The organism is Rhizobium sp. BK196 (assembly GCF_014193255.1).
Classification (GTDB): Bacteria; Pseudomonadota; Alphaproteobacteria; order Rhizobiales; family Rhizobiaceae; genus Rhizobium.
Genome location: NZ_JACHZB010000003.1, coordinates 160010 through 186177 on the forward strand (window position 1 = coordinate 160010; position 26168 = coordinate 186177).

At 58.1% G+C, this 26168-nt stretch carries 24 protein-coding genes and 4 tRNA genes; 6 read left to right on the forward strand and 22 right to left on the reverse strand.

All coding sequences use genetic code 11. The annotated features are described in order from the left end of the window. Positions 1-6 precede the first annotated feature (6 nt). The 4 genes from tuf (FHT78_RS11980) to rpsL form a co-directional block, all read right to left on the reverse strand. Positions 7-1182 (reverse strand): elongation factor Tu, encoded by a 1176-nt coding sequence (gene tuf, locus FHT78_RS11980; protein ID WP_183743778.1) that lies wholly within the window; start codon positions 1180-1182, stop codon positions 7-9. A 66-nt stretch (positions 1183-1248) separates the two neighbouring features. Continuing rightward, positions 1249-3348: an elongation factor G gene (gene fusA / locus FHT78_RS11985; RefSeq protein WP_183743780.1), complete on the reverse strand. Its 2100-nt coding sequence runs from the start codon at positions 3346-3348 to the stop codon at positions 1249-1251. Positions 3349-3377: 29 nt separating this feature from the next. After that, on the reverse strand, positions 3378-3848 hold the full coding sequence (gene rpsG / locus FHT78_RS11990; RefSeq protein ID WP_112571934.1) for a 30S ribosomal protein S7: 471 nt from the start codon (positions 3846-3848) through the stop codon (positions 3378-3380). 105 nt (positions 3849-3953) lie between these two features. Next, entirely contained in the window at positions 3954-4325 is a 372-nt protein-coding gene (rpsL, locus tag FHT78_RS11995; RefSeq protein WP_003547537.1) for a 30S ribosomal protein S12, read from the reverse strand. 497 nt (positions 4326-4822) lie between these two features. Here rpsL and FHT78_RS12000 point away from each other — a divergent pair, with 497 nt between their 5' ends. Further along, positions 4823-5116 (forward strand): transcriptional regulator, encoded by a 294-nt coding sequence (locus FHT78_RS12000; protein WP_112547859.1) that lies wholly within the window; start codon positions 4823-4825, stop codon positions 5114-5116. A gap of 200 nt (positions 5117-5316) precedes the next feature. On the opposite strand, the gene rpoC is transcribed toward FHT78_RS12000, so the two are convergent. The 12 genes from rpoC to tuf (FHT78_RS12055) form a co-directional block, all read right to left on the reverse strand. Beyond that, entirely contained in the window at positions 5317-9528 is a 4212-nt protein-coding gene (rpoC, locus tag FHT78_RS12005) for a DNA-directed RNA polymerase subunit beta' (protein WP_183743782.1), read from the reverse strand. Between the two features lie 188 nt (positions 9529-9716). After that, the gene (gene rpoB, locus FHT78_RS12010; RefSeq protein ID WP_183743784.1) at positions 9717-13859 is read right to left on the reverse strand and encodes a DNA-directed RNA polymerase subunit beta; all 4143 of its coding nucleotides are present in this window, start codon (positions 13857-13859) and stop codon (positions 9717-9719) included. A 259-nt stretch (positions 13860-14118) separates the two neighbouring features. Continuing rightward, a complete protein-coding gene (rplL, locus tag FHT78_RS12015) occupies positions 14119-14502 on the reverse strand; it encodes a 50S ribosomal protein L7/L12 (protein WP_004669074.1) in 384 nt (127 codons plus the stop codon). A 56-nt stretch (positions 14503-14558) separates the two neighbouring features. Further along, a complete protein-coding gene (rplJ, locus tag FHT78_RS12020; RefSeq protein ID WP_183730074.1) occupies positions 14559-15077 on the reverse strand; it encodes a 50S ribosomal protein L10 in 519 nt (172 codons plus the stop codon). A gap of 329 nt (positions 15078-15406) precedes the next feature. Beyond that, the gene (gene rplA / locus FHT78_RS12025) at positions 15407-16108 is read right to left on the reverse strand and encodes a 50S ribosomal protein L1 (protein ID WP_183743786.1); all 702 of its coding nucleotides are present in this window, start codon (positions 16106-16108) and stop codon (positions 15407-15409) included. A gap of 4 nt (positions 16109-16112) precedes the next feature. Then, positions 16113-16544, reverse strand: coding sequence for a 50S ribosomal protein L11 (rplK, locus tag FHT78_RS12030; protein WP_037110089.1), 432 nt, complete (start codon positions 16542-16544; stop codon positions 16113-16115). A gap of 175 nt (positions 16545-16719) precedes the next feature. Continuing rightward, a complete protein-coding gene (nusG, locus tag FHT78_RS12035) occupies positions 16720-17250 on the reverse strand; it encodes a transcription termination/antitermination protein NusG (protein WP_007817111.1) in 531 nt (176 codons plus the stop codon). Between the two features lie 17 nt (positions 17251-17267). After that, on the reverse strand, positions 17268-17468 hold the full coding sequence (gene secE, locus FHT78_RS12040) for a preprotein translocase subunit SecE (RefSeq protein WP_183743788.1): 201 nt from the start codon (positions 17466-17468) through the stop codon (positions 17268-17270). Between the two features lie 189 nt (positions 17469-17657). Then, a tRNA-Trp gene (locus FHT78_RS12045) sits at positions 17658-17733 on the reverse strand. A 215-nt stretch (positions 17734-17948) separates the two neighbouring features. After that, entirely contained in the window at positions 17949-18842 is an 894-nt protein-coding gene (locus FHT78_RS12050) for an NAD(P)-dependent oxidoreductase (RefSeq protein WP_183743790.1), read from the reverse strand. 172 nt (positions 18843-19014) lie between these two features. After that, positions 19015-19149, reverse strand: coding sequence for a hypothetical protein (locus FHT78_RS29645; protein ID WP_281412848.1), 135 nt, complete (start codon positions 19147-19149; stop codon positions 19015-19017). A gap of 204 nt (positions 19150-19353) precedes the next feature. After that, complete coding sequence (gene tuf / locus FHT78_RS12055; protein WP_183743778.1) at positions 19354-20529, reverse strand: elongation factor Tu; 1176 nt, start codon at positions 20527-20529, stop codon at positions 19354-19356. Between the two features lie 385 nt (positions 20530-20914). Between tuf (FHT78_RS12055) and FHT78_RS12060 the strand changes: the two genes are divergently transcribed. Then, positions 20915-21112 carry a hypothetical protein gene (locus FHT78_RS12060; RefSeq protein WP_183743792.1) on the forward strand — a complete coding sequence of 66 codons (198 nt, stop codon included), beginning with the start codon at positions 20915-20917 and terminating at the stop codon, positions 21110-21112. A 33-nt stretch (positions 21113-21145) separates the two neighbouring features. Here the strand turns inward: FHT78_RS12060 and FHT78_RS12065 are convergent. Both FHT78_RS12065 and FHT78_RS12070 read right to left on the reverse strand, forming a co-directional pair. Next, a tRNA-Gly gene (locus tag FHT78_RS12065) sits at positions 21146-21219 on the reverse strand. Between the two features lie 25 nt (positions 21220-21244). Further along, a tRNA-Tyr gene (locus FHT78_RS12070) sits at positions 21245-21329 on the reverse strand. Positions 21330-21532: 203 nt separating this feature from the next. Between FHT78_RS12070 and rlmB the strand changes: the two genes are divergently transcribed. Together rlmB and FHT78_RS12080 are read left to right on the forward strand one after the other, a co-directional pair. Next, positions 21533-22423: a 23S rRNA (guanosine(2251)-2'-O)-methyltransferase RlmB gene (gene rlmB, locus FHT78_RS12075; protein WP_183743794.1), complete on the forward strand. Its 891-nt coding sequence runs from the start codon at positions 21533-21535 to the stop codon at positions 22421-22423. Positions 22424-22594: 171 nt separating this feature from the next. After that, on the forward strand, positions 22595-22753 hold the full coding sequence (locus FHT78_RS12080; protein WP_183743796.1) for a hypothetical protein: 159 nt from the start codon (positions 22595-22597) through the stop codon (positions 22751-22753). A gap of 46 nt (positions 22754-22799) precedes the next feature. Here FHT78_RS12080 and FHT78_RS12085 read toward each other — a convergent pair whose 3' ends face one another. From FHT78_RS12085 to FHT78_RS12100, 4 genes are all read right to left on the reverse strand, one after another. Then, positions 22800-23396, reverse strand: coding sequence for a TetR/AcrR family transcriptional regulator (locus FHT78_RS12085; protein ID WP_183743798.1), 597 nt, complete (start codon positions 23394-23396; stop codon positions 22800-22802). An 11-nt stretch (positions 23397-23407) separates the two neighbouring features. Next, positions 23408-23914, reverse strand: coding sequence for a DinB family protein (locus tag FHT78_RS12090; protein ID WP_183743800.1), 507 nt, complete (start codon positions 23912-23914; stop codon positions 23408-23410). A 159-nt stretch (positions 23915-24073) separates the two neighbouring features. Then, on the reverse strand, positions 24074-24406 hold the full coding sequence (locus FHT78_RS12095) for a hypothetical protein (protein WP_183743803.1): 333 nt from the start codon (positions 24404-24406) through the stop codon (positions 24074-24076). Between the two features lie 107 nt (positions 24407-24513). Further along, positions 24514-24589, reverse strand: a tRNA-Thr gene (locus tag FHT78_RS12100). 262 nt (positions 24590-24851) lie between these two features. Between FHT78_RS12100 and FHT78_RS12105 the strand changes: the two genes are divergently transcribed. Then, a complete protein-coding gene (locus FHT78_RS12105; protein WP_183743805.1) occupies positions 24852-25625 on the forward strand; it encodes an NAD kinase in 774 nt (257 codons plus the stop codon). A 4-nt stretch (positions 25626-25629) separates the two neighbouring features. Further along, a complete protein-coding gene (locus FHT78_RS12110; protein ID WP_183743807.1) occupies positions 25630-26160 on the forward strand; it encodes a hypothetical protein in 531 nt (176 codons plus the stop codon). Positions 26161-26168: the final 8 nt, after the last annotated feature.

A 26168-nucleotide genomic window follows, 5' to 3' on the forward strand; every position in this document is an offset into this window, starting at 1 on the left:
AATGAATTACTCGATGATGGAAGCGACGATGCCTGCACCGACGGTGCGGCCGCCTTCGCGGATCGCGAAGCGAAGCTTTTCTTCCATTGCGATCGGAACGATCAGCTCGACGTCAACGGTGACGTTGTCGCCAGGCATGACCATTTCCGTGCCTTCCGGAAGCGTCACGATGCCCGTCACGTCCGTCGTGCGGAAGTAGAACTGCGGACGGTAGTTCGTGAAGAACGGCGTATGACGGCCGCCTTCTTCCTTCGTCAGGATGTAGGCTTCGGCCTTGAACTTCTTGTGCGGCTTGACAGAGCCCGGCTTGCACAGGATCTGGCCACGCTCGACGCCGTCACGGTTCACGCCGCGAACCAGAGCGCCGATGTTGTCGCCAGCCTGGCCCTGGTCGAGCAGCTTGCGGAACATTTCAACGCCGGTCACCGTCGTCTTCGAGGTCGGGCGAATGCCGACGATCTCGACTTCTTCGCCAACCTTGACGATACCGCGCTCGACGCGGCCGGTCACAACCGTACCACGGCCCGAGATCGAGAACACGTCTTCGATCGGCATCAGGAACGGCTGGTCGATCGGACGCTCAGGCGTCGGAATGTAGGCGTCGACCTGAGCCATCAGCTCGCGGATCGCGTCTTCACCGATCTTCTTGTCAGAATCTTCAAGCGCAGCAAGCGCCGAACCCTTGACGACCGGGATGTCGTCGCCCGGGAAGTCGTAGGACGACAGAAGTTCGCGCACTTCCAGTTCGACAAGCTCGAGAAGCTCGGCATCGTCAACCTGGTCGACCTTGTTCAGGAACACGACGATTGCCGGAACGCCAACCTGGCGGGCGAGCAGGATGTGCTCGCGCGTCTGCGGCATCGGGCCGTCAGCGGCAGAGCAGACCAGGATCGCGCCGTCCATCTGCGCGGCACCGGTGATCATGTTCTTCACATAGTCGGCGTGGCCGGGGCAGTCGACGTGCGCATAGTGGCGGTTCGGCGTCTCATACTCGACGTGAGCCGTCGAAATGGTGATGCCGCGCGCCTTTTCTTCCGGTGCAGCGTCGATCTGGTCATACGCCTTGAACTCACCGAAGTACTTCGTGATCGCTGCCGTCAGAGACGTCTTGCCATGGTCAACGTGGCCGATCGTGCCAATGTTGACGTGCGGCTTGTTGCGCTCAAACTTACTCTTTGCCATTTTCGGCTCTCCATTCTTTGGCCCTGAGGGGCGCTAATTCTTGTTATCGGACAATTGGTATTCCGGTCACTTCTGACCGGAATACTTTGCCTGGATTTCGGTTGCGACGTTCGACGGGACCGGCGCGTAATGATCGAAAGTCATCGTGTACTGAGCACGGCCCTGCGACATGGAGCGCAGGTTGTCGACGTACTTGAACATGTTGGCCAGCGGTACATTGGCGTTGATGACAACGGCCACACCGCGGCTTTCCTGACCCTGGATCTGACCACGGCGGGAGTTGAGGTCGCCGATAACGTCGCCGACGTAATCTTCCGGGGTAACGACTTCGACCTTCATCATCGGCTCGAGGAGCTGAGCTCCAGCCTTCTTTGCCGCTTCACGGAAGCAGGCGCGGGAAGCAATTTCGAATGCCAAGACCGAGGAGTCGACGTCGTGGAAGGCACCGTCGATGAGCGTCGCCTTGACGCCGAGCATCGGGAAGCCAGCCAGCGGACCGGAAGACAGAACGCTTTCAATACCCTTCTGAACGCCCGGGATGTATTCCTTCGGAACAGCACCGCCGACGATCTTGGATTCGAACTTGAAGTCGTCGCCATCCGGATTCGGTTCGAAGACGATCTTGACGCGCGCGAACTGGCCGGTACCGCCGGACTGCTTCTTGTGCGTGTAGTCTTCTTCGTGCTGGCGCGTAATGGTTTCGCGGTAAGCAACCTGCGGCGCGCCGACGTTTGCTTCAACCTTAAACTCACGGCGCATACGGTCGACAATGATGTCGAGATGCAGTTCGCCCATGCCGGCAATGATCGTCTGACCGGATTCCTGGTCCGTCTTCACGCGGAAGGACGGATCTTCTGCTGCCAGGCGGTTGAGCGCAAGGCCCATCTTTTCCTGGTCGCCCTTGGACTTCGGCTCGATAGCGATCTGGATGACCGGCTCCGGGAACTCCATGCGCTCGAGGATAACCGGCTTCAACGGATCGCAGAGCGTGTCGCCCGTGGTGGTTTCCTTGAGACCTGCGAGAGCAACGATGTCACCGGCAAAGGCTTCTTCGATGTCTTCACGCGAGTTGGAGTGCATCTGCAGCATGCGGCCGACGCGCTCGCGCTTGTCCTTGACCGTGTTCATGACCGACGAGCCCTTTTCGAGCTTACCGGAGTAGATGCGGGCGAAGGTGAGCGAACCGACGAAGGGGTCGTTCATGATCTTGAATGCGAGCATGGAAAGCGGCTCGGCATCGTCTGCATGACGCTCGATTTCGGCCTCGGTCTTGAAGTCGATACCCTTGATCGCGGGAATGTCGAGCGGCGACGGCAGGTAATCGACAACAGCGTCGAGCAGCGGCTGAACGCCCTTGTTCTTGAATGCAGTGCCGCAGAACATCGGGTGGAACTTGACGTCGATCGTGCCGCGACGAACGAGTTCGCGGATCTTGTCGTTGTCAGGCATGTTGCCTTCGAGATAGGCTTCCATCGCGGCTTCATCAATCTCGACAACGGTCTCGATCAGCTTTTCGCGATATTCTTCAGCCTTGGCCTTCATGTCTTCCGGGATCTCGACGACGTCCCACTGGGCGCCGAGCGATTCGTCGCGCCAGATGAGAGCGTTCATCTCGACCAGGTCGATAACGCCCTTGAAGTCGCTTTCAGCGCCGATCGGCAGCTGCATGACGACAGCGATCGCACCCAGACGGGTCTTGATCATCTCGACCGAGCGATAGAAGTCCGCGCCGGTCTTGTCCATCTTGTTGCAGAAGATCATACGCGGAACATGATACTTCTCAGCCTGACGCCAGACGGTTTCGGTCTGCGGCTCAACACCAGCGTTGGCATCGAGCAGCGCGATGGCGCCGTCGAGAACGCGCAGCGAACGCTCGACTTCGATGGTGAAGTCGACGTGGCCGGGGGTGTCGATGATGTTGAAGCGGCGCATCTTGCCGTCACGGCCCTTCCAGAAGGTCGTGGTAGCAGCGGACGTGATCGTAATGCCGCGCTCCTGCTCCTGCTCCATCCAGTCCATCGTGGCTGCGCCATCGTGGACTTCACCGATCTTGTGCGACTTGCCGGTGTAGTAAAGAATACGCTCGGTGGTCGTGGTCTTGCCGGCGTCGATGTGCGCCATGATACCGAAATTGCGGTAGTCTTCGATCTTATATTCGCGAGCCATAATGGACTGCCTTTCGATATCGTTCGGGATTACCAGCGATAGTGCGAGAACGCGCGGTTGGCGTCAGCCATCTTGTGCGTGTCTTCGCGCTTCTTGACCGCGGAACCGCGGTTGTTGGAGGCATCGAGAAGTTCGCCCGAAAGACGATCGATCATGGTGGTCTCGTTGCGCTTGCGAGCAGCAGCGATCAGCCAGCGGATGGCGAGAGCCTGGCGGCGCTCCGGACGAACATCGACCGGAACCTGGTAGGTCGCACCACCGACGCGGCGCGAGCGGACTTCGACGTGCGGAGCAATGTTGTCGAGCGCGGAATGGAAGACCGTCAGCGGCTCCTGCTTCGACTTGTTCTGCACGGAGTCAAATGCGCCGTATACGATGCTTTCAGCGACGGACTTCTTGCCGTCCAGCATGATGGCATTCATGAACTTCGTAACTACGAGGTCACCGAACTTCGGGTCCGGATTGATCTCGCGCTTTTCTGCTTTATGACGTCGGGACATACTTCTCGTCTCTTTAACTGTTAAGGCGCTTCACCACGCGGAGGACCTCGCGCAGCGCCGGAAACTCACTTTCAAGCGTTCCGGGCGGCATCGCCCGGGGCGAAATTACTTCGGACGCTTCGCACCGTACTTGGAACGACGCTGCTTGCGGTTCTTGACACCCTGGGTATCGAGAACGCCGCGGATGATGTGGTAACGGACACCCGGAAGGTCCTTGACGCGGCCGCCACGGATCATGACGACAGAGTGTTCCTGAAGGTTGTGACCTTCGCCGGGAATGTAACCAATGACTTCGAAGCCGTTGGTGAGGCGGATCTTTGCGACCTTACGCAGAGCCGAGTTCGGCTTCTTCGGCGTCGTGGTGTAGACGCGGGTGCAAACGCCGCGCTTCTGCGGGTTCTCCTGAAGAGCGGGAACCTTATTACGCTTTACGTTCGCCTGGCGAGGCTTGCGGATCAGCTGGTTTACGGTAGGCATTCAACCATCCCTTACGTTTGTCTCAGTACCCTTGCGGGCTCGAACTTCGCCGTTTCCGGCATTGCCACACATATTTCCCCTCAATGCGCAAAATATGGCCCGATCCGCTTCCGCAGATGGACCACATAGAGCAGAGGACGCAAAAGAGATGCGTCATGCGTGCAGCATCATGACTTCAACGTGCGTATAGAACCTTGTTTGAGGCGATCTTCAGGGCGCGTCGCCCCAAACAGCCAAACCTCACATGGGATCTGATGGCGGGCGTACTACTGGTTTCCACCCTGTTCGTCAAGGCCGGTTAAGAAATAATCTCCGTCCCAACGACTTGAAAAGCCCTGTGCGCGCGCTGTTTACAGGCTCTTTAGGGCGATTAAGGATACCCGGCAAGATAAACTTGGGCATAGCAGCAAAAACAGATAGGAATCGGTATTGCAGACATCAAGCCCTGATATGGGGGTCTGCATATTGCGATTCTCATATAGCCGAAGGACAAAGGGATGATCGGGACACCGGACAACGACAACAATTTCGACGGACCGATGATCTTCATCATCATCGGCAAAGGCTACGAATCCGATACGAGCGAGGGCGTGGATCTGCATGTCATGCTGAAAGCCGCCGATGACGACAGCGCCGTACGCGAAGCCCTGAACGCACTTGCCGAGGAAGGCTTCATCGAGGCCGACCTCGACCAGATCGGCATGTTGACCGAAGTGCCCTCCGAAGAGCCTCATGCCTCCGCCTATCAAGGTGCGCTGGATGGCGAGGTTTCAATCATCCGCTTCAGCTGAGCCTATATACGAGAAATGGAGCCTGCACGCTGGTGGAGGCTTCGTCTTTCCCGCCGACACCCTTTCCGTTTTTGGCCGGCATTCAAACCGTCGTCGTCGCCATACTCCTCAACGGACCCTATATTTCTGACGATCTTGATAAGCAAAGCCGCCCGGATTTCTCCGGGCGGCTTTGAATGTCAAAGATGCATAACTGCCGATTACTCGGCAGCCGGAGCGCTTTCGTTCGCCAGGTCCTGTAGCATCGGCGTTGCGGCCCCTGCCCCGGAGCCCTTGCGGCGCTCTTCCAGGATCAGGTCGTCGCGAGCCGTCGCGATGCGGCGGATCTGGGTCATGGTGCCACCGGTACCGGCCGGGATCAGGCGGCCGACGATGACGTTTTCCTTCAGACCCTGCAGGCCGTCGGTCTTGCCGGCGATAGCAGCTTCCGTCAGCACCTTGGTCGTTTCCTGGAAGGAAGCGGCCGAGATGAAGGACGGAGTCTGCAGCGATGCCTTGGTGATACCGAGCAGAACCGGTTCGCCGCTGGCAGGCTTCTTGCCTTCCTCGATGAGCTGGTCGTTGACGTCCTCGAGCTCGATACGGTCGACGTTGTCGCCGACGATATAGGTCGAGTCGCCTGCATCGGTGATTTCCACCTTCTGCAGCATCTGGCGGACAATCACTTCGATGTGCTTGTCGTTGATGACAACGCCCTGCAGACGATAGACTTCCTGGATTTCGTTGACGAGGTAGGAAGCCAAGGCTTCCACGCCTTTGATCGCCAGAATGTCGTGCGGAGCCGGGTTACCGTCGAGGATGTAGTCACCCTTTTCGATATAGTCGCCTTCCTGAAGGTGGAAGGGCTTGCCCTTCGGGATCAGGTATTCGACAGGCTCGACACCGTCTTCCGCCGGCTCGATGATGACGCGACGCTTGTTCTTGTAGTCGCGGCCGAGGCGGATCGTACCATCGATCTCAGCGATGATGGCGTGGTCCTTCGGACGACGAGCTTCGAACAGTTCTGCGACGCGCGGCAGACCGCCGGTGATGTCCTTGGTCTTGGCGCTTTCCAGCGGCGAACGGGCAAGAACGTCACCCTGCGAGACCTTCTGGCCCGGCTCGACGGACAGGATCGCATCGACCGAGAGCAGGAAGCGAGCTTCGCCACCGCGCGACAGCTTCGCGACATTGCCGCTTGCGTCCTTGATAACGATGGCCGGCTTCAGGTCCGAACCGCGCGGGGTCGAACGCCAATCGATAACCTGACGCTTAGTGATACCCGTGGATTCGTCGGTCGCTTCCAGAACCGAGAGGCCGTCGACGACATCTTCGAACTGAACGGTACCGGCCACTTCCGTCATCATCGGACGGGTGTAGGGGTCCCACTCTGCCAGACGCTGACCGCGCTTGACCTTGTCGCCTTCATCGACATGCAGCTTCGAACCGTAGGCGACACGCTGCGAGGAGCGCTCCACGCCACGCTCGTCCAGGATCTGGACGGTCATGTTACGGCCCATCGCAACAAGGTTGCCTTCGGAGTTGCGCAGCACGTTGCGGTTCTTGATCTGCACCGTACCTTCGTACGAGGCTTCCAGGAACGACTGGTCGACCACGGTTGCCGTACCACCAAGATGGAACGTACGCATGGTGAGCTGCGTGCCCGGTTCACCGATCGACTGAGCGGCAATGACACCGACGGCTTCGCCCATGTTAACCGGCGTACCGCGAGCAAGGTCACGGCCATAGCAGACCGAGCAGACGCCCGTCTGGATTTCGCAGGTCAATGCCGAGCGAATGCGGATCGACTGGATGCCAGCCTTTTCGATTTCCGCGACATCGGGCTCGAGGATCATCTTGCCGGCATCGACGATACGCTCGCCGGTGACCGGATGGTCGATATTGTCGAGAGCCGTACGGCCGAGGATGCGGGCGCCGAGCGAAGCCACGACCTGACCGGCATCGACGATGGCGGTCATGGTAAGGCCGGTTTCGGTGCCGCAATCAACGTGCGTCACGATGCAATCCTGCGCGACGTCGACGAGACGGCGGGTCAGGTAACCGGAGTTTGCGGTCTTCAAGGCGGTGTCTGCCAGACCCTTACGGGCGCCGTGCGTCGAGTTGAAGTACTCGTTGACGGTCAGGCCTTCCTTGAAGTTCGAGATGATCGGCGTCTCGATGATTTCACCCGACGGCTTGGCCATAAGGCCGCGCATGCCGCCCAGCTGGCGCATCTGGTTTGGAGAACCACGAGCACCCGAGTGGGACATCATATAGATCGAGTTCATCGGCTTCTGACGACCAGTAGCCGGATCGAACTCGACAGCCTTAATGCGGGCCATCATCTCTTCGGCGACCTTTTCGGTTGCCTTGCCCCAGGCGTCGACAACCTTGTTGTACTTTTCGCCCTGCGTGATGAGACCGTCGTTGTACTGTTGCTCGTATTCCTTCACCAGATTTTCGGTGTCGTTAACGATCTTGGCCTTGGTGTCTGGGATGACCATGTCGTCCTTGCCGAACGAAATGCCGGCGCGGCAGGCATGGCTGAAGCCAAGCTGCATGATGCGGTCACAGAAAATGACCGTGTCCTTCTGGCCGCAATGACGGTAGACCGCGTCGATCATCCTGGAGATGTTCTTCTTGGTCATTTCCTGGTTGCAGATATCGAAGGTCACCTTGCCGTTCTTCGGCAGGAGTTCGCCGATAAGCAGGCGGCCCGGCGTCGTTTCATAAATCTTCGAGTAGGGCTTGCCGTCCTCGCCGATCGACTTGAAGCGGCCGCGGATCTTGGTGTGCAGCGTCACGACCTTGGTTTCGAGGGCGTGGTGCAGCTCGCCGAGATCGGAGAAGGCCATGCCTTCGCCCGGCTCGTTCTGGTTCATGATCGACAGGTAATACAGGCCGAGAACCATGTCCTGCGACGGAACGATGATCGGTGCACCGTTTGCCGGATGCAGGATGTTGTTCGTCGACATCATCAGAACGCGGGCTTCGAGCTGAGCTTCGAGCGACAGCGGCACGTGAACGGCCATCTGGTCACCGTCGAAGTCGGCGTTGAAGGCCGTGCAGACGAGCGGGTGCAGCTGGATGGCCTTGCCTTCGACCAGGGTAGGTTCGAAGGCCTGGATGCCCAGGCGGTGCAGCGTCGGTGCACGGTTCAGGAGAACCGGATGCTCGCGGATAACCTCATCGAGGATATCCCAGACTTCCGGCTTTTCCTTCTCAACCAGCTTCTTGGCCTGCTTGACGGTCGAGGAATACCCCTTGGCGTCGAGACGGGCGTAAATGAACGGCTTGAAGAGCTCGAGCGCCATCTTCTTCGGAAGGCCGCACTGGTGCAGCTTCAGTTCCGGACCGGTCACGATGACCGAACGGCCGGAATAGTCGACGCGCTTGCCGAGCAGGTTCTGACGGAAGCGGCCCTGCTTGCCCTTGAGCATGTCGGACAGCGACTTCAGCGGACGCTTGTTGGCGCCGGTGATGACGCGGCCACGGCGGCCGTTATCGAAGAGCGCGTCGACAGATTCCTGCAGCATGCGCTTTTCGTTGCGGATGATGATGCCCGGAGCGCGCAGTTCGATCAGGCGCTTCAGGCGGTTGTTACGGTTGATGACGCGACGGTAGAGATCGTTCAGATCCGACGTTGCGAAACGGCCGCCATCGAGCGGAACCAGCGGGCGCAGGTCCGGCGGGATCACCGGGACGACCTTCATGATCATCCATTCCGGACGGTTGCCGGATTCCATGAAGTTCTCGACGATCTTCAGGCGCTTCATCAGCTTCTTCTGCTTGAGATCCGACGTGGTGTCGGCAAGCTCCGAGCGCAGATCGCCAGCGATCTTTTCGAGGTTCATCGATGCCAGCATCTCATAGATGGCTTCTGCACCGATCATGGCCGTGAACTGGTCTTCGCCATATTCGTCGACGGCGAGCATGTATTCTTCTTCCGTCAGGAGCTGGTGCTCCTTGAGCGCGGTCAGGCCCGGCTCGGTGACGATGTAGTTTTCGAAGTAGAGGACGCGCTCGACATCCTTCAGCGTCATGTCGAGCAGCGTGGAAATGCGGCTCGGCAGCGACTTCAGGAACCAGATGTGGGCAACAGGAGCTGCGAGCTCGATATGGCCCATGCGCTCACGGCGAACGCGCGACAGCGTGACTTCGACGCCGCACTTTTCGCAGATGATGCCCTTGTACTTCATGCGCTTGTACTTGCCGCACAGGCACTCGTAGTCCTTGATCGGCCCGAAGATGCGCGCGCAGAAGAGACCGTCGCGTTCCGGCTTGAACGTGCGGTAATTGATGGTTTCCGGCTTCTTGATCTCACCGTAGGACCAGGAAAGAATCTTCTCCGGAGAAGCGATCGAAATCCGGATGGAATCGAAGTTCTGTGCAGGCACCTGCGGATTGAAAAGATTCATGACCTCTTGGTTCATGCCTGTCTCCTTCATGGGCGAAAGCGCCCTTAGCTTGCGAGGTTGGCGGCGAATTCCCGGGAGCCGCACCAGCGCTTAAACGACAATAACCGCAGAATGCGGCGAAAGCGTCCCTGCCCGGCCAACACGTTTTGGGGCCACGGCGGGAACGGTGTGCGCCCTATTAAGGCGCACACCCTATCAAGTGGTTACTCGGCGGCATCCGGCAGCTGGCTTGCAGCCTGCAGGTCCTCAACCTTGGAATTTTCGAGCTCCACCGAGAGACCCAGCGAGCGCATTTCCTTGACGAGAACGTTGAAGCTTTCCGGAATACCAGCCTCGAAGGTATCGTCGCCACGGACGATCGCTTCGTAGACCTTGGTACGGCCGGCAACGTCGTCCGACTTCACCGTCAGCATTTCCTGCAGCGTATAAGCTGCACCGTAAGCTTCGAGCGCCCAGACTTCCATTTCGCCGAAGCGCTGGCCGCCAAACTGCGCCTTACCGCCCAGCGGCTGCTGGGTGACGAGCGAGTACGGACCGATCGAACGAGCATGGATCTTGTCGTCGACCAGGTGGTTGAGCTTCAGCATATAGATGTAGCCAACCGTGACCTGGCGGTCGAACTGCTCGCCGGTGCGGCCGTCGTACAGCGTCGACTGACCCGTGTCTTTGAGACCTGCCAGACGCAGCATCTCATTGACGTTCTCTTCGTTCGCACCGTCGAAGACCGGGGTTGCGATGGACACGCCACGCTTCCACTGGTCGGCCAGACGCAGAACCGATTCATCGTCGAAATCCTTGACCTGCTCGGCCTTCGGACCGTCACCGACAACGTCACCGATCGTCTTGCGGAGCGGCTCAATGTTGCCGCCGGCCTTGTAGGCCTCCAGCATCTCGCCGATCTGACGACCCATGCCGGCGCAAGCCCAACCAAGGTGCGTCTCGAGAATCTGGCCGACGTTCATGCGCGAGGGCACGCCGAGCGGATTCAGAACGACGTCGACATGCGTGCCGTCTTCGAGGAACGGCATGTCTTCGACAGGCACGATGCGCGAAACGACACCCTTGTTGCCGTGACGGCCAGCCATCTTGTCGCCCGGCTGGATCTTGCGCTTAACAGCGACGAAGACCTTGACCATCTTCATGACGCCCGGAGGCATTTCGTCGCCGCGCTGGACCTTTTCGACCTTGTCCATGAAGCGCTGTTCGAGGCGCGACTTGGATTCGTCGTACTGGCCGCGGAGTGCTTCCAGCTCGCTCTGGACCTTTTCGTCTTCGACGGCGAACATCCACCACTGCGAGCGAGGATACTCGGAGATGACGGCGTTCGACAGCTCGGTGCCCTTCTTGAAGCCCTTGGGACCAGCAATGGAGGATTGGCCGCGCAGCATGTCGATCAGACGGCCGTAGACGTTACGGTCGAGGATCGCCTGCTCGTCGTCGCGGTCCTTTGCCAGACGCTCGATCTCTTCGCGCTCGATTGCCATTGCGCGTTCGTCTTTTTCAACGCCGTGGCGATTGAAGACGCGCACTTCGACGATCGTGCCGTAGGTGCCGGGCGGCATGCGCATGGACGTGTCGCGCACGTCGGATGCCTTTTCACCGAAGATGGCGCGCAGGAGCTTTTCCTCCGGCGTCATCGGGCTTTCGCCCTTCGGCGTGATCTTGCCGACCAGGATATCACCCGGCTGAACTTCGGCACCGATATAGACGATACCGGCTTCGTCGAGGTTCTTCAGCGCTTCTTCCGAAACGTTCGGGATATCGCGCGTGATTTCTTCCGGACCAAGCTTGGTGTCACGCGCCATCACTTCGAATTCTTCGATGTGGATGGAGGTGAACACGTCGTCGGCAACGATACGCTCGGAGAGCAGGATCGAGTCTTCGTAGTTGTAGCCGTTCCAGGGCATGAACGCGACGAGCGCGTTGCGGCCGAGAGCCAGATCACCCAGATCCGTGGACGGGCCATCGGCGAGAATGTCGCCGCGGTTGACCACGTCACCGACTGTAACCAGCGGACGCTGGTTGACGCAGGTGTTCTGGTTCGAACGCTGGAACTTCTGCAGGCGGTAGATATCGACGCCGGACTTGCCGGCTTCGAGGTCTTCCGTGGCGCGGATAACGATACGCGTCGCGTCCACCTGGTCGACCACGCCGCCGCGGCGTGCGCCGATGGCAGCACCGGAGTCGCGGGCGACGACCGGTTCCATGCCTGTGCCGACAAACGGCGCTTCAGCGCGCAGGAGCGGAACGGCCTGACGCTGCATGTTCGAGCCCATGAGAGCGCGGTTGGCGTCGTCGTTTTCCAGGAACGGGATGAGAGCGGCTGCGACCGAAACGACCTGCTTCGGCGAAACGTCCATCAGGTTCATGCTGTCGCGCGGGGCGAGCATAACTTCGCCGGCGTGACGGCAGACGACGAATTCATCGACGAAGGAACCGTCCGACGTCAGTTCGGCGTTGGCCTGGGCAACGTAGTACTTCGCCTCTTCCATGGCGGAGAGGTAAAGCACGTCATTGGTCACCTTGCCATCGACGATGCGACGGTACGGGCTTTCGATGAAGCCATACTTGTTGACGCGTGCGAAGGTCGCCAGCGAGTTGATGAGACCGATGTTCGGGCCTTCCGGCGTTTCGATCGGGCAAATACGGCCATAGTGCGTCGGATGAACGTCGCGGACTTCGAAGCCGGCGCGCTCGCGGGTCAGACCACCAGGGCCAAGTGCCGAGAGACGGCGCTTGTGGGTGATTTCCGAAAGCGGGTTCACCTGGTCCATGAACTGCGAGAGCTGCGAGGAACCGAAGAATTCGCGGACGGCTGCAGCAGCCGGCTTTGCGTTGATCAGGTCCTGCGGCATGACCGTATCGATTTCGATCGAGGACATACGTTCCTTGATCGCGCGCTCCATGCGCAGCAGGCCGAGACGGTACTGGTTCTCCATCAGCTCGCCGACCGAGCGGACGCGGCGGTTACCGAGGTTGTCGATATCGTCGATCTCGCCCTTGCCGTCGCGCAGCTCGACAAGCATCTTGACCACGGCCAGGATGTCGTCCTTGCGCAGGATGCGGACGGTGTCTTCGACGCTCAAGTCGAGACGCATGTTCATCTTCACGCGGCCCACGGCGGAGAGGTCGTAACGCTCCGCATCGAAGAACAGCGAGTTGAACATGGCTTCGGCCGATTCCATGGTCGGCGGTTCACCCGGACGCATGACACGGTAGATGTCGAACAGAGCGTCCTGACGGTTCTCGTTCTTGTCTGCTGCGAGCGTGTTGCGGATGTAGGCGCCGACATTGATGTGGTCGATGCCGAGAACCGGAATCTCGTCGAAGTGGTTCGCGAGGATGATGCCAAGCGTCTTTTCGTCGATTTCATCGCCGGCTTCGAGATAGATCTCACCCGTCGAGTAGTTGACGATGTCTTCGGCAAGGTAGTTGCCATAGAGATCGTCGTCCGTCGCCTTGAGGGCCTTCAGGCCCTTGTCGGAGAGCTGGCGGAGCAGACGCGGGGTCAGCTTCTTGCCAGCTTCGACGACGACTTCGCCGGTATCGGCGTCGACCATCTCGGTGATCGCCTTTGCACCCTTCAGCGTTTCCGGCTTGAAGGGAATGCGCCAGCCTTCGCCGTCGCGCTTGTAGAGCGACTTCGTGTAGAAAGTGTCGAGAATTTCCTCGCCGTCCATGCCGAGGGCCATCAGTAGCGACGTCACCGGAATCTTGCGGCGACGGTCGATACGGGCATAGACGATGTCCTTGGCGTCGAATTCGATATCGAGCCAGGAACCGCGATACGGGATCACGCGGGCAGCAAAGAGCAGCTTGCCGGAAGAATGGCTCTTGCCCTTGTCGTGGTCGAAGAAGACGCCCGGCGAGCGGTGCATCTGGGACACGATCACGCGTTCGGTGCCGTTCACGATGAACGTACCGTTGTTCGTCATGAGCGGCATGTCGCCCATGTAGACGGACTGCTCCTTGATGTCCTTGATCGACTTCGCGCCCGTATCCTCATCGATGTCGAACACGATGAGACGGAGAGTAACCTTCAGCGGCGCAGCATAGGTCAGGTCGCGCTGGCGGCATTCGTCGACGTCGAACTTCGGCGGCTCGAATTCATAGGACACGAACTCCAGCATGGAAGCGCCGGAGAAATCGGTGATCGGGAAAACGGACTTGAAGACAGCCTGGAGGCCTTCGTCGGGACGACCGCCTTTGGGCTCTTCAACCATCAGAAACTGGTCGTAGGACGCCTTCTGAACCTCGATGAGGTTCGGCATTTCTGCGACTTCGGGGATTTTACCAAAAAACTTGCGTACGCGCCTGCGACCATTGAACGAAAGGGTCTGAGCCATCGTCGCTCCTTCAAAAATTGCATCCGGGCCTGCAACGGACGGGAACCGATGGCCAGTCGATCCCGTCAACCAATGAGTAGTTCAACCTCGTCCCACCTCCCGAAACAGCCAGGCCGGATTGCCTTGGCGCCTCGGTTCGAGACCATGCTCTTGAAGAACCCATTACCCAAAAGCCGTTTTCACGCGGCTTTTGGGTAATTCGTTCATAAAAACGGCAAATGGGAGACGGCAAGCACCGCCTCCCAAAAGCAGTTCAAGATTACTTGACGTCAGCCTTTGCGCCAGCGTCTTCAAGCTTCTTCTTGATGTCAGCAGCTTCAGCCTTGGAAACGCCTTCCTTGACAGCCTTCGGAGCGCCTTCGACGAGGTCCTTGGCTTCCTTGAGGCCGAGGCCGGTGATGGCGCGGACTTCCTTGATGACGTTGATCTTGTTGGCGCCGGCATCCGTGAGGATGACGTCGAACTCAGTCTTTTCTTCTTCAGCCGGAGCAGCTGCACCGCCTGCACCACCAGCAACGGCAGCAACAGCTACCGGAGCAGCGGCGGAAACGCCCCACTTTTCTTCGAGCAGCTTGGAAAGCTCAGCGGCTTCCAGGACGGTCAGCGAGGAGAGGTCTTCAACGATCTTTGCGAGATCAGCCATTTTCTAGTTCCTTTTGTTCGGTTCGAACTGTTGAGTATGTACAGCGAAAAACCGCCTTAAGCGGCTTCGTCCTTCTTGGCGTAGGCCGAGAACACGCGAGCAAGCTGACTTGCCGGTGCTGCAACAACGCCTGCAATGCGGGTAGCCGGAGTCTGGATCATGCCCAGCAGCTTCGCACGCAGTTCGTCCAGCGAAGGCAGGGTCGCAAGCGACTTGACACCTTCGGCGTTCAGCGTTGTCGTGCCCATGGCGCCGCCGAGAACCACGATCTTGTCGTTGGTCTTGGCGAAATCCATGACGACCTTCGGAGCGGTGATCGGATCATTGCTGTAAGCAATGAGGGTCTGACCCTTGAAGAGATTGGAAATCCCTTCCGCTTCCGTACCCTGAAGGGCAATTTTGGCCAGGCGGTTCTTCGCGACTTTGACGGTGCCGCCAGCAGCGCGCATCTTCGAACGAAAATCGTTCATCTGTGCGACTGTAGCACCAGCATAGTGGGCCACGACAACCGAGCCCGATGCCTTGAAGACATCGTTCAGTTCCGTGACGAATTCGCGCTTTTCCGCTCTTTCCACTGCCTATCTCCAGTTGGCGGGACCGCTTGAACGGACCCACCGGGTTGCCTTTGCCTCCCGGGATCAAAAGAGACCCCAAGCGACGCTTGAGGATCCTGTCCCCTCGCGCTCCGCGCCACTTAAGGCAAGGAAGGCACAAGGCATCCAAGGCTCGAACCGATTTCCTAGAAGCAGAACTTCATGCAATTCGGGTCTTACCCGTCTCATGCAGGCAACAGTGATTAAGGGAAAACCACCTGCAATCTCGGACAGGATTCCGGATTTCTCCGGAATATCCCGGCCCCTTGCGAGGCCGGAATTCTTGCTATCGGACCAGAGCCCGATGAAACTTAAGCAGCCGGGGCTGCGGTGACCGAGGCCACTTCGATCTTGACGCCCGGACCCATGGTCGAGGAGAGCGCTACGCGCTTGACGTAGTTGCCCTTGGCGCCAGCCGGCTTTGCCTTGATGACGGCGTCAGCGAAGGCGCGGATGTTTTCTTCCAGAGCCTTGGCATCGAAAGATGCCTTGCCGATGCCGGCGTGAACGATACCAGCCTTTTCGACGCGGAACTCGACAGCGCCGCCCTTGGAAGCCTTGACGGCACCAGCGACATCCATCGTAACCGTACCGACCTTCGGGTTCGGCATCATGCCACGCGGGCCGAGAACCTTACCGAGGCGGCCGACGAGCGGCATCATGTCCGGGGTTGCGATGCAACGATCGAAATCGATCTTGCCGCCCTGGACGATTTCAACAAGCTCTTCTGCGCCAACGACGTCTGCGCCGGCGGCCTTGGCTTCGTCAGCCTTGACGCCACGGGCGAAAACAGCAACGCGAACCGTACGGCCGGTGCCATTCGGCAGGTTGACGACGCCGCGGACCATCTGGTCTGCGTGACGCGGGTCAACGCCGAGGTTCATCGAAATCTCAACGGTTTCGTCGAACTTGGCGACGGCACGTTCCTTGACCATGCCGATGGCGGTCGTCAGAGCGTAGAGCTTGGTCGGATCAACACCTTCGTTGATCTTCTGAGTGCGCTTGCCTGCCATGGTCTTAACCCACCACTTCCAGGCCCATGGCGCGGGCAGAGCCCTCGATCATCGCCATTGCACCTTCGATATCTGCTGCGTTCAGGTCCTTCATCTTGGCTTCGGCGATCGTCTTGATCTGAGCCTTGGTGAGCGAACCAGCCTTTGCGCCCTTGCCCGGGGTCTTGGAACCGGACTGGATCTTGGCTTCCTTCTTCAGGAAGTAGCTGACCGGCGGCTGCTTCATGACGAAGGTGAAGGACTTGTCCTGGTAATAGGTGATGACGACCGGGATCGGCATACCCTTTTCCATTTCCTGCGTAGCCGCATTGAACGACTTGCAGAATTCCATGATGTTAATACCACGCTGACCAAGCGCCGGGCCGATTGGCGGGGACGGGTTTGCCGATCCTGCCTTGACCTGCAGCTTGAGCTGGCCTGCAACTTTCTTAGCCATATCTCTCTGCCTTTCACTGATGGCCGGTCACCCGGCCCTGATGCCGGATCGCTCCGGCGGCTGCGGTTGCGTGGTTCGGATTCTTGAGGCCCGGCTAAGACCCCTCACCTTCCACGCGATGCGGCATTTGCCGCGCGAGGATCAGCCACAAACGACTGAGCCTCGATCTCAAAAATCAGACCTTCTCGACCTGAGCGTATTCCAGCTCGACCGGGGTCGCGCGACCGAAGATCGACACTTCCACCTTCAGGCGCGAACGCTCTTCGTCCACATCCTGAACCGTACCGTTGAACGAGGCGAACGGACCATCGGAAACACGAACCTGCTCGCCGATTTCGAAGGTAACAGAAGCCTTCGGCCGCTCGACACCTTCCTGAACCTGACCGAGGATGCGCTCGGCCTCAGAATCCGGAATCGGAACCGGCTTATTGTCCGAACCAAGGAAGCCCGTGACCTTCGGCGTATTCTTGATCAGGTGATAGGCCTCGTCCGTCAGGTTGGCACGAACCATGACATAGCCCGGGAAGAACTTGCGCTCGGAATCGACCTTGCGGCCGCGACGCACTTCCACCACCTTTTCGGTCGGCACGAGGATCTTCTCGAACAGGTGCTCAAGCCCCTTCTGGCGAGCCTTGTTCTCGATGTCCTCAGCCACCTTCTTTTCAAAATTGGAATATGCGTGGACGATGTACCAACGTGCCGCCATTTTCATCTCCACCCGTATCAGTTGCCGGCATTGAGCACGAAGCTCAGCACCCAGCCAATGAGCTGGTCAGCGGCAAAGAAAAACAGCGCGGCAAAAACAACCATAAACAGCACCATGACCGTCGAGATCATCGTCTCACGGCGCGACGGCCAGGTAACTTTAGACGTCTCCGTGCGAACCTGCTGCAGAAACGAAAACGGATTGGATTTGGATGCCATCGACTGCCCACGCAATTACGGCGCGTAAAGCTGAAACTATCAGCCCCACGCACCGCGTGTCTGTTGAACCCTAAATAAACATCGATTTCCGAATACACAAGAGGCAAAGCGATGTTTAACGAAATTTGTCGCCATGTGTTCAATCCTCGCCGAAAGCTGCGATACAGCGCGCTGTCCGTTCAAGGAAAATGGCAGGGGCAGAGGGGCTCGAACCCCCGACCTGCGGTTTTGGAGACCGCCGCTCTACCAGCTGAGCTATACCCCTTTACACTTTGCATTCAGCCTGTTGACCTTGCGGTCTTGAGCCGGGTGAAAAGCATGGCGCTCCCTTTAAGACGGCGGCTCGGGATATGCAAGAGCGATTTTCGATTTTCAGAACCATTCCTCCGCAGGCACCGGGAGAAGTGGTCGGCAGCATCGCATCCGACGGCCGGACACGAAATTAAATGCGCCCGACCGCAAGATTTTCCAACCGGAATCTCAGACTTTCACGTATTTGCGCCAGTCGTGTTCTTCCTTGAAGCCGAGTACCTCGCGAATCTTCCGGTTGGAAAGCAGGCCCTCATATTCGCCGATCTCACGGGTGAACGGCACATTCGGGTAGAATCGCTTGGCGAGTTCTCGCGACGGCGTATTGGCCGAAACGGTGTCATTGGCAGCATTGAAGACCTGAAAACCCAACCCGTCCTTCTCAATGCAGCGGTGGACGATCTGGCCGAGATCGCGCGCGTCGATATAACTCCAGGCGATGCGCTTGCGCATTTCCGGATTGGCGAAATAGGTCGGAAACTTCTCGTATTCATGCGGCTCAATGACGTTGCCGATGCGCAATGCGTAAATATCGAAACCGGACCGCTCAGCAAAAGCCCGGGCCGTCTTCTCGTTCAGGACCTTGGAGAGGCCGTAGGAATCCATCGGATTGACATCGTAGTCCTCATCCAGCGGGAACTGGTGAAAATCGCGATGGCCTTCGGCGAAGCAGACGCCATAGGTCGTTTCGCTCGACGCGACGATGATCTTCCTGACGCCGAGCTTCACCGCCGCCTCGATGACATTGTAGGTGCCCATCGTGTTGATGCGGAAGGTCTCGTTATCAGGCTTGATCAGGATACGTGGCACTGCAGCGAAATGCACGACGGCGTCGAAAGGCTGCACGCCTTTGCCTGCATCCAGATCCGGAAAGTCCCGATGCATGGAGAGCGCATTGAACATCTGGCCGCTATCGGTGATATCCGCAATGAGATTGGTGACACCAGGACTTTCGAGGGGCACGAGGTCGACATTATGGACCTCATAGCCAGCGTTGACGAGCCATGGCACAGCATGGCGTCCCGCTTTGCCCGACCCGCCGGTGAAGAGAATGCGCTTTTTCATGGAAAATCCTCCGCGTCATGAAATCGGAGGCATAGATAAACTCTTCCGCGCGAAGAGCAAGCGAGCGTCTCGTCAGCAGGTTCAAACCTACTCCGGCCAGGGGCTTCCAACTGGAAGCGCCTGCCCTGCCATTTTCAATCACCGCCGGACGCTCCGGCGGCTTGTTACGCAATTATTTGACGACGCTTAGTTCGTCGATCTGCACGCCAGCTGCCTGAACAACTTCTTGCGGAATTGCAGCGATGAAAAACATCGTGAAAACATACATCGCGAAAATCGTCGCAACGAATGTAGCCTTGTGAATCATCCTACTCTCCTTTCTACACAGGAGAGTCTGAACCAAAAAGTCCGGATCGCAAAACGCTTTCTGAACGTGAGATGAATAAAATACTGAATGAGCCAATCTTAACGATATTTTTACAACATCTCATGAACGGCCGGAAGGCTATTAAAAACGAAAAAACCCCGCCGTTTCCAGCGGGGTTCTTCCTAAAATCGGGGATAAATCCGATTACTCGATGATGGAAGCGACGATGCCTGCACCGACGGTGCGGCCGCCTTCGCGGATCGCGAAGCGAAGCTTTTCTTCCATTGCGATCGGAACGATCAGCTCGACGTCAACCGTGACGTTGTCGCCAGGCATGACCATTTCCGTGCCTTCCGGAAGCGTCACGATGCCGGTCACGTCCGTCGTGCGGAAGTAGAACTGCGGACGGTAGTTCGTGAAGAACGGCGTATGACGGCCGCCTTCTTCCTTCGTCAGGATGTAGGCTTCGGCCTTGAACTTCTTGTGCGGCTTGACAGAGCCCGGCTTGCACAGGATCTGGCCACGCTCGACGCCGTCACGGTTCACGCCGCGAACCAGAGCGCCGATGTTGTCGCCAGCCTGGCCCTGGTCGAGCAGCTTGCGGAACATTTCAACGCCGGTCACCGTCGTCTTCGAGGTCGGACGGATGCCGACGATCTCGACTTCTTCGCCAACCTTGACGATACCGCGCTCGACGCGGCCGGTCACAACCGTACCGCGGCCCGAGATCGAGAACACGTCTTCGATCGGCATCAGGAACGGCTGGTCGATCGGACGCTCAGGCGTCGGAATGTAGGCGTCGACCTGAGCCATCAGCTCGCGGATCGCGTCTTCACCGATCTTCTTGTCGGAATCTTCAAGCGCAGCAAGCGCCGAACCCTTGACGACCGGGATGTCGTCGCCCGGGAAGTCGTAGGACGACAGAAGTTCGCGCACTTCCAGTTCGACAAGCTCGAGAAGCTCGGCGTCGTCAACCTGGTCGACCTTGTTCAGGAACACGACGATTGCCGGAACGCCAACCTGGCGGGCGAGCAGGATGTGCTCGCGCGTCTGCGGCATCGGGCCGTCAGCGGCAGAGCAGACCAGGATCGCGCCGTCCATCTGCGCGGCACCGGTGATCATGTTCTTGACATAGTCGGCGTGGCCGGGGCAGTCGACGTGCGCATAGTGACGGTTCGGCGTCTCATACTCGACGTGAGCCGTCGAAATGGTGATGCCGCGCGCCTTTTCTTCCGGTGCAGCGTCGATCTGGTCATACGCCTTGAACTCACCGAAGTACTTCGTGATCGCTGCCGTCAGAGACGTCTTGCCATGGTCAACGTGGCCGATCGTGCCAATGTTGACGTGCGGCTTGTTGCGCTCAAACTTACTCTTTGCCATTTGAATGCTTCCTGTGGACGTAAATGGGTGACCCCGGCGAACCGGTTTAGTGCCGCCGTTTAAGGCTTTCGGCGAAATTGCGCAAGACCTAATTGCAGACGCCATTCTTGGCGTGTCACGACATATGGTGGAGGATTCGCCACTCGCAAGGTGATTCGCTCTTCCCCTCCCCAAAACATTTGAAATCTAAGTCAAAATCGGAAGAGGGCCGGCAATTGTCAAACGGCGAACCGGTGGCGGCAGCAATTTTTGCGGTTATCCGCAGATCGCCGCATCATGGTATCGGCGCAAAACCTTCCGATCGGATTACATTACATTTTACTAATTGATTTCACGGATGAGGAAAGTTTGCATGATAGATACCTAATATAGGGAGGAACACTCGATGCAATCAGATTACAACAACTACTATTCGGCTTTTGCAGAAGACCACCGCACATTCGGCTATCGCAGCGATGATGAGGCGGATGAGAGCGCCGGCAAGATCAAAGGCAGATCTTCGCTGTTCATCGCAGGCATAGCCGTCGGTGTGCTCGGCTATTGGCTGATCGGCAATATCATGAGCTTCGTTTCCGTGCTCTGAAACTGCCGTATATTGTCGATGGCGAAAGAGAGATGGAGCGGGTAGCGGGAATCGAACCCGCGTATTCAGCTTGGAAGGCTGCTGCTCTACCATTGAGCTATACCCGCGGGGTTGGTCCGATCCAATGACGAATGGTGGAGAGAGTTGGATTTGAACCAACGTAGGCTGAGCCAACGGATTTACAGTCCGTCCCCTTTAACCACTCGGGCATCTCTCCAGTTTTCGTCCGGATCGTGAAGACCAAGTTCGTCAGACTTTGAAGCGTTGTCGCCCCGTCGTCTGCGCCGCGTATATGACCGGACGATTTCAGTCTGTCAACACGATGACAATGGAAAAAACAGGAAAAATTTCATCGCCTGTTGAAAGCCGGCACATGAAAGAAAGCCTATGCGGCAACTGGCGCCATCGTTATAAAGCCGCATGAGCAAAGATAAGAAATCCGGCGGCACGCCCGTTACCGACAAGTCCGCAAAGGACACGCATTACGCAACGTTGAGGCGCGCGCACCGCGACGCCAAGCGCGAACGCGGTGAAATCCCGACACCCGCGCCACAGAAACGCAAGCGTGGCGGAGACGACTGGAAGCCGCCGGCACTCGCCCCCGACCAGGTTTTCCTCTACGGCCTTCATACCGTTCGTGCCGCGCTTGAAAACCCTGAACGCAAAAACATCAGACTATCGGTGACGCAGAACGCGCTTGCACGATTGGAGATCGATGCTGATACGATCGGCATTCCCGTTGACATGGTTTCGCCGCAGGATATCGACAAGGTGCTCGGTCCCGAAGCGATCCATCAGGGCGTGATGCTGGAAACGCGGCCCCTGCCCGTCCGGCGGCTGGAAGCACTGAAGGACAGTCCCTTGCTTCTCGTGCTCGATCAGGTCACCGATCCGCACAATGTCGGCGCCATCATGCGCTCGGCTGTCGCCTTCAATGCAGGCGCCGTCATCACCACGCAGAGACACAGCCCGACCGAATCGGGCGTACTCGCTAAATCGGCTTCCGGCGCGTTGGAACTCATACCTTACATACAGATCACAAATCTCTCGGATGCGCTCGGCGAATTGCACAGGCTCGGCTTCTTCACAATCGGACTCGATTCGGAAGGACCGGCAGCGCTCGAAGGCACATTCTCGGGCAGCAGAATTGCTCTGGTGCTCGGCTCTGAAGGCAAAGGCCTGCGGCAGAAGACGCGCGAGACCGTCAGTGCGCTCGCTCGGCTCGATATGCCCGGCGCCATCAAGTCGTTGAACGTATCGAATGCAGCGGCGATTGCCCTTTATGCGGCAAGGCTGCACCTGAAGGCATAGGCCATAGTCGGCAGATCACTCTTGATATGTCGTGTGGAACAGAAGGATGATCGCAATCGCGGTTGAACACCTTCTCCCATGGCCCATATTCCGCTATGGAAAGAGCTTGGCGGTCACTATCGTCGGCAACGCATCCATCCCTGGGGCGGCGACAAAAAGGAAATCCGCATTATGGCATTTCGACCGCTGATCTTCGGCGTTCTCTTTATCGCGGTCCTCGTCATGATCATTTTGAGCATCACTTGGGTGGACAAGTCTCACCCGATCCGCCAGCCGGATCCCCTGGCACCGTCGACGACGCCATCCAATCCACCTCCATCCGTGCAATAGCCGACCGAGCTTGACCGAACCCGCACGGAAGTGAGTGCAAATCGCTTCACCGGACGAGGCGCAGAACACTTTCTTCGATATTGCGAAGCAGTTCTGTTCGCTTGGCACTATCGTCGCCGATGGCATTCCGATTTACGACACCGTGCAGAGCGTTGAACAGGAATATGGCGGTGAATGCGGGCTCCTGCAGTGACCAGGCTCGCTCACGGCTTCCTGCTGCAAGCAATTGCTGGAGATTATCGATCAGGATGTTGTTCGTCAGCCCCTCGCGGCTGGGAGGCGGAGCAGCAGCAAAGACGAGATTGTGCAAGCGCGCTGCGTTCAGATAACCCATGGCGCAGGCTTTTGCCCAAGCCGTCAATTTGCCGTTCCAGTCATCAGTTTGCTGTTTACCTACTTCTTCCACGATGCCGTTCAGAAGCTTCTGAACGAAGCGGGTCCGCAATGCTTCGATGACATCCGCTTTCGAAGAGAAGTGAAGGTAAAAGGCTCCCTTTGAGACGCCAGCACCCTGGGTGACCTCCTCGATCGTCGTATGGTCAACCCCTTTCTCGAGAAAGAGGCGTTCGGCCACGAGCATGAGATCGTCCCGCCTTTCCTCGGCTGGTTTGGTCCTTGGCCTGCCGGGCGTGCGTGATGTCATCGGAAAGTCCGTCAATGCCAACGACGCCGAGGTTCCGCCCGGTGCAGGTAGCCTGCGAATACGTCGCGCATAGCAGTGTTTTCAATGTCGGGCAAAAGACGACCGACTTCGCCGCGGTGATAACCGCTGTGGGTAATGACATGAGTCAGCATTTCCTCCCGCGACATGCGGCCCTGCCCGCCATCGGTGAACGTGAAGTCGATCGTCTCTTCCAGTTCCTCGGGCGTTACCTGTACCATATAGTCCAGATACCACCTGTCGGTTTTCCTAATCGCGGAAGCGAGATCGCCAAAAGCTGGCGGCTCGCTTGTCCAACTCTCCGTATAGCCATGCGGCTCCTTCTGCAGGTTGGCGGCGAAGATCCGGTCGACGAGTTGAGCGTGATTGAGAACACGAAAAGCGGACTGGAGGTCTTCCGATGGGTCGTTTTCGGGAAAAGCAGCAAGCGCGGCCAGAAGCTCCTCGTCGACGCTGGCCTTATATTGAAAGAGAGAGGTCAGGAGTGTTTTTGCAGACATGGCGAACTCCATCGCGGCAATTGACGATGTATATCTTAATTTATTGACTGATAGTCAGTCAATAAAAGTGAATCCCGATCAAATAAAGATCCCGGCGCAAACTCGAAGGTTGCGACGGGTTTTATTAGGAGTTGGAAAATAGCTTGCCTCGGTCAGGGATCAGCTCCGGTAGAGCCAATAAGGTCCGTCATGGTGGCGACGCCAATAATGGCGCTCGCGCCAACGCTCTTCCCGCCACGGGCTCCAGCGGCGTTCATAGCCCCAGGCCGGACGCCAGTAGCGACGTTCGCGCCACTCGCGACGCTCGCGCCAGTCACGGCGATCACCCCAATCGCGGTCGCCCCAATCCCGATCACCGCCGCGGATCTGGATCACATCGCTCTGCTGCGAGGCTGCCGGACGGTCGAGAGGGATGGCCGCAGCCGGAGCAACGGCGGAAAACAAAGTACCGGCCGAAAGGGCGGCTGCTAGGAGAAGGCTGGAGATCCTCATGGCTCACTTCCTCGTTTCTGATGAAGCGAGGATGACCTGGTGCTCCTGAATCGCCGCTGAAGCGACCCTTCAGTCTCTGTTCATCTGATGGAACTACTGAGAAAATCTGGTGCCCCCGGCAGGGTTCGAACCCGCGACCCCCTGATTACAAATCAGGTGCTCTACCAACTGAGCTACAAGGGCAATGGCTGCGAAGTAGCAGATTCTGATCTTTTGTAAAGAAAATTTGCCTTTTCCGGCAGCCCGGCGAAGCTATCCACAGCGGGTTGTCGATCAACGCCGTGGTTGGGAAAGCCCGCTGGACTCCATGTGGACGTGTTCATTATCGAAATCACCGGCCGATCTGTCTGGGCGATAAGACCACCGAACTTGACCCGCAATGCAAAACGTCTTGTCGTACGAGCCCTTTATCCTTTAGCTAGAGCAGCATAACAAAGGGCATTGTATGGGCCGTTCATTTCAGACGCTTTCTTTCATCGCCTCGCCGACCACGGAAGCACTCGCCGCGCGAGACGAATTGATTCGCCTTTACGGCGACGTGCCCGCAAACCAGGCCGATGTCATCGTCGCACTCGGCGGCGACGGCTTCATGCTTCAGACACTGCACAGCACGATGAACAGCGGCAAGCTCGTCTACGGCATGAATTGCGGCTCGGTCGGCTTTCTGATGAACGATTACAAGACCACAGACCTGCATGACCGCATCTGCGCCGCTGTCGAGAATGCCTTTCATCCGCTGAAAATGACAACATCCAATGCCGACGGCAGCAAGTCGTCCGCGCTTGCAATCAACGAAGTCTATCTTTTCCGCCAGTCCTATCAGGCAGCCAAACTCAGGGTGGAGATCGACGGCCACGTACGGCTGGAGGAACTGATCTGCGACGGCCTCATGGTGGCAACGCCTGCAGGCTCGACCGCCTACAATCTTTCGGCCCACGGTCCGATCCTGCCGCTTGACGCCCCCCTGCTCGCCATGACGCCGGTCAGCGCCTTCCGCCCCCGGCGCTGGCGCGGAGCGCTGCTTCCCAACCGGGTCACGGTGGACATCCATATATTGGAAGCAGAGAAACGGCCGGTGAATGCGGTCGCCGACAATACGGAGATCAAATCGATACTGCATGTCCGCATCGCCCAGTCCGAGGACATGACCGCACGCATCCTTTCCGATCCTGACCGCTCCTGGTCAGACAGGATTCTGGCAGAACAATTCGAGGATTGAAATGATGGCGATGCGGCAAGCATTTATGACGGCCCTCCTTATTTCGGGGTTGGCGATCACCGCCGAAGCCCAGACCGTGCATGAGGATATTCTGCCGGCTTCGATCCTCTTCGCGACCAGCACCGGCTATTGGGAAGACGATGGCAATTCGATGCCGGTCGAGCGTGCCCCGACAACCACGCAGAGCGTCGGCACCCCAAATGTAAGCAAGGAGAATGCCAAGCAAGAGCAGCGGCACGGCTATTACAAGCTTTTCGCTGTCCGCCAGCCGGACAAGACCTCCAAGGTCTTTCTGCAGCAGATCGCGCAGAGTGATGCCGGTCCTGCCATCATCTCGACGGTCGAACTCCAGGAAATCAGCGATCTCAAACCCTATGTCACCGACATCAGACCCGAAAATTCGAGCGGACTCATCAAGGAACCGGGCCTTTTTGCCACGGTCTATCTGAAGCCCGATCCAGCTGCCGAACCCGATGGTTGGACAGTGCTGATCGACGAATTCGGGGACATTACCGTGGAGAAGGCGACCAACTGAGCGTCGCA

Coding starts and splice junctions, on each gene's coding strand:
- rpsL (WP_003547537.1), bottom strand. CDS start 4,325: ATGCCTACCGTAAACCAGCTGATCCGCAAGCCTCGCCAGGCGAACGTA.
- tuf (WP_183743778.1), bottom strand. CDS start 20,529: ATGGCAAAGAGTAAGTTTGAGCGCAACAAGCCGCACGTCAACATTGGC.
- FHT78_RS12110 (WP_183743807.1), top strand. CDS start 25,630: ATGGCGATGCGGCAAGCATTTATGACGGCCCTCCTTATTTCGGGGTTG.
- rpoC (WP_183743782.1), bottom strand. CDS start 9,528: ATGAACCAAGAGGTCATGAATCTTTTCAATCCGCAGGTGCCTGCACAG.
- rplA (WP_183743786.1), bottom strand. CDS start 16,108: ATGGCAGGCAAGCGCACTCAGAAGATCAACGAAGGTGTTGATCCGACC.
- FHT78_RS12105 (WP_183743805.1), top strand. CDS start 24,852: ATGGGCCGTTCATTTCAGACGCTTTCTTTCATCGCCTCGCCGACCACG.
- FHT78_RS29645 (WP_281412848.1), bottom strand. CDS start 19,149: ATGATTCACAAGGCTACATTCGTTGCGACGATTTTCGCGATGTATGTT.
- FHT78_RS12000 (WP_112547859.1), top strand. CDS start 4,823: ATGATCGGGACACCGGACAACGACAACAATTTCGACGGACCGATGATC.
- rplL (WP_004669074.1), bottom strand. CDS start 14,502: ATGGCTGATCTCGCAAAGATCGTTGAAGACCTCTCCTCGCTGACCGTC.
- nusG (WP_007817111.1), bottom strand. CDS start 17,250: ATGGCGGCACGTTGGTACATCGTCCACGCATATTCCAATTTTGAAAAG.
- FHT78_RS12050 (WP_183743790.1), bottom strand. CDS start 18,842: ATGAAAAAGCGCATTCTCTTCACCGGCGGGTCGGGCAAAGCGGGACGC.
- secE (WP_183743788.1), bottom strand. CDS start 17,468: ATGGCATCCAAATCCAATCCGTTTTCGTTTCTGCAGCAGGTTCGCACG.
- FHT78_RS12085 (WP_183743798.1), bottom strand. CDS start 23,396: ATGACATCACGCACGCCCGGCAGGCCAAGGACCAAACCAGCCGAGGAA.
- FHT78_RS12090 (WP_183743800.1), bottom strand. CDS start 23,914: ATGTCTGCAAAAACACTCCTGACCTCTCTCTTTCAATATAAGGCCAGC.
- FHT78_RS12080 (WP_183743796.1), top strand. CDS start 22,595: ATGGCATTTCGACCGCTGATCTTCGGCGTTCTCTTTATCGCGGTCCTC.
- rplK (WP_037110089.1), bottom strand. CDS start 16,544: ATGGCTAAGAAAGTTGCAGGCCAGCTCAAGCTGCAGGTCAAGGCAGGA.
- rpsG (WP_112571934.1), bottom strand. CDS start 3,848: ATGTCCCGACGTCATAAAGCAGAAAAGCGCGAGATCAATCCGGACCCG.
- fusA (WP_183743780.1), bottom strand. CDS start 3,348: ATGGCTCGCGAATATAAGATCGAAGACTACCGCAATTTCGGTATCATG.
- rlmB (WP_183743794.1), top strand. CDS start 21,533: ATGAGCAAAGATAAGAAATCCGGCGGCACGCCCGTTACCGACAAGTCC.
- FHT78_RS12095 (WP_183743803.1), bottom strand. CDS start 24,406: ATGAGGATCTCCAGCCTTCTCCTAGCAGCCGCCCTTTCGGCCGGTACT.
- tuf (WP_183743778.1), bottom strand. CDS start 1,182: ATGGCAAAGAGTAAGTTTGAGCGCAACAAGCCGCACGTCAACATTGGC.
- FHT78_RS12060 (WP_183743792.1), top strand. CDS start 20,915: ATGCAATCAGATTACAACAACTACTATTCGGCTTTTGCAGAAGACCAC.
- rpoB (WP_183743784.1), bottom strand. CDS start 13,859: ATGGCTCAGACCCTTTCGTTCAATGGTCGCAGGCGCGTACGCAAGTTT.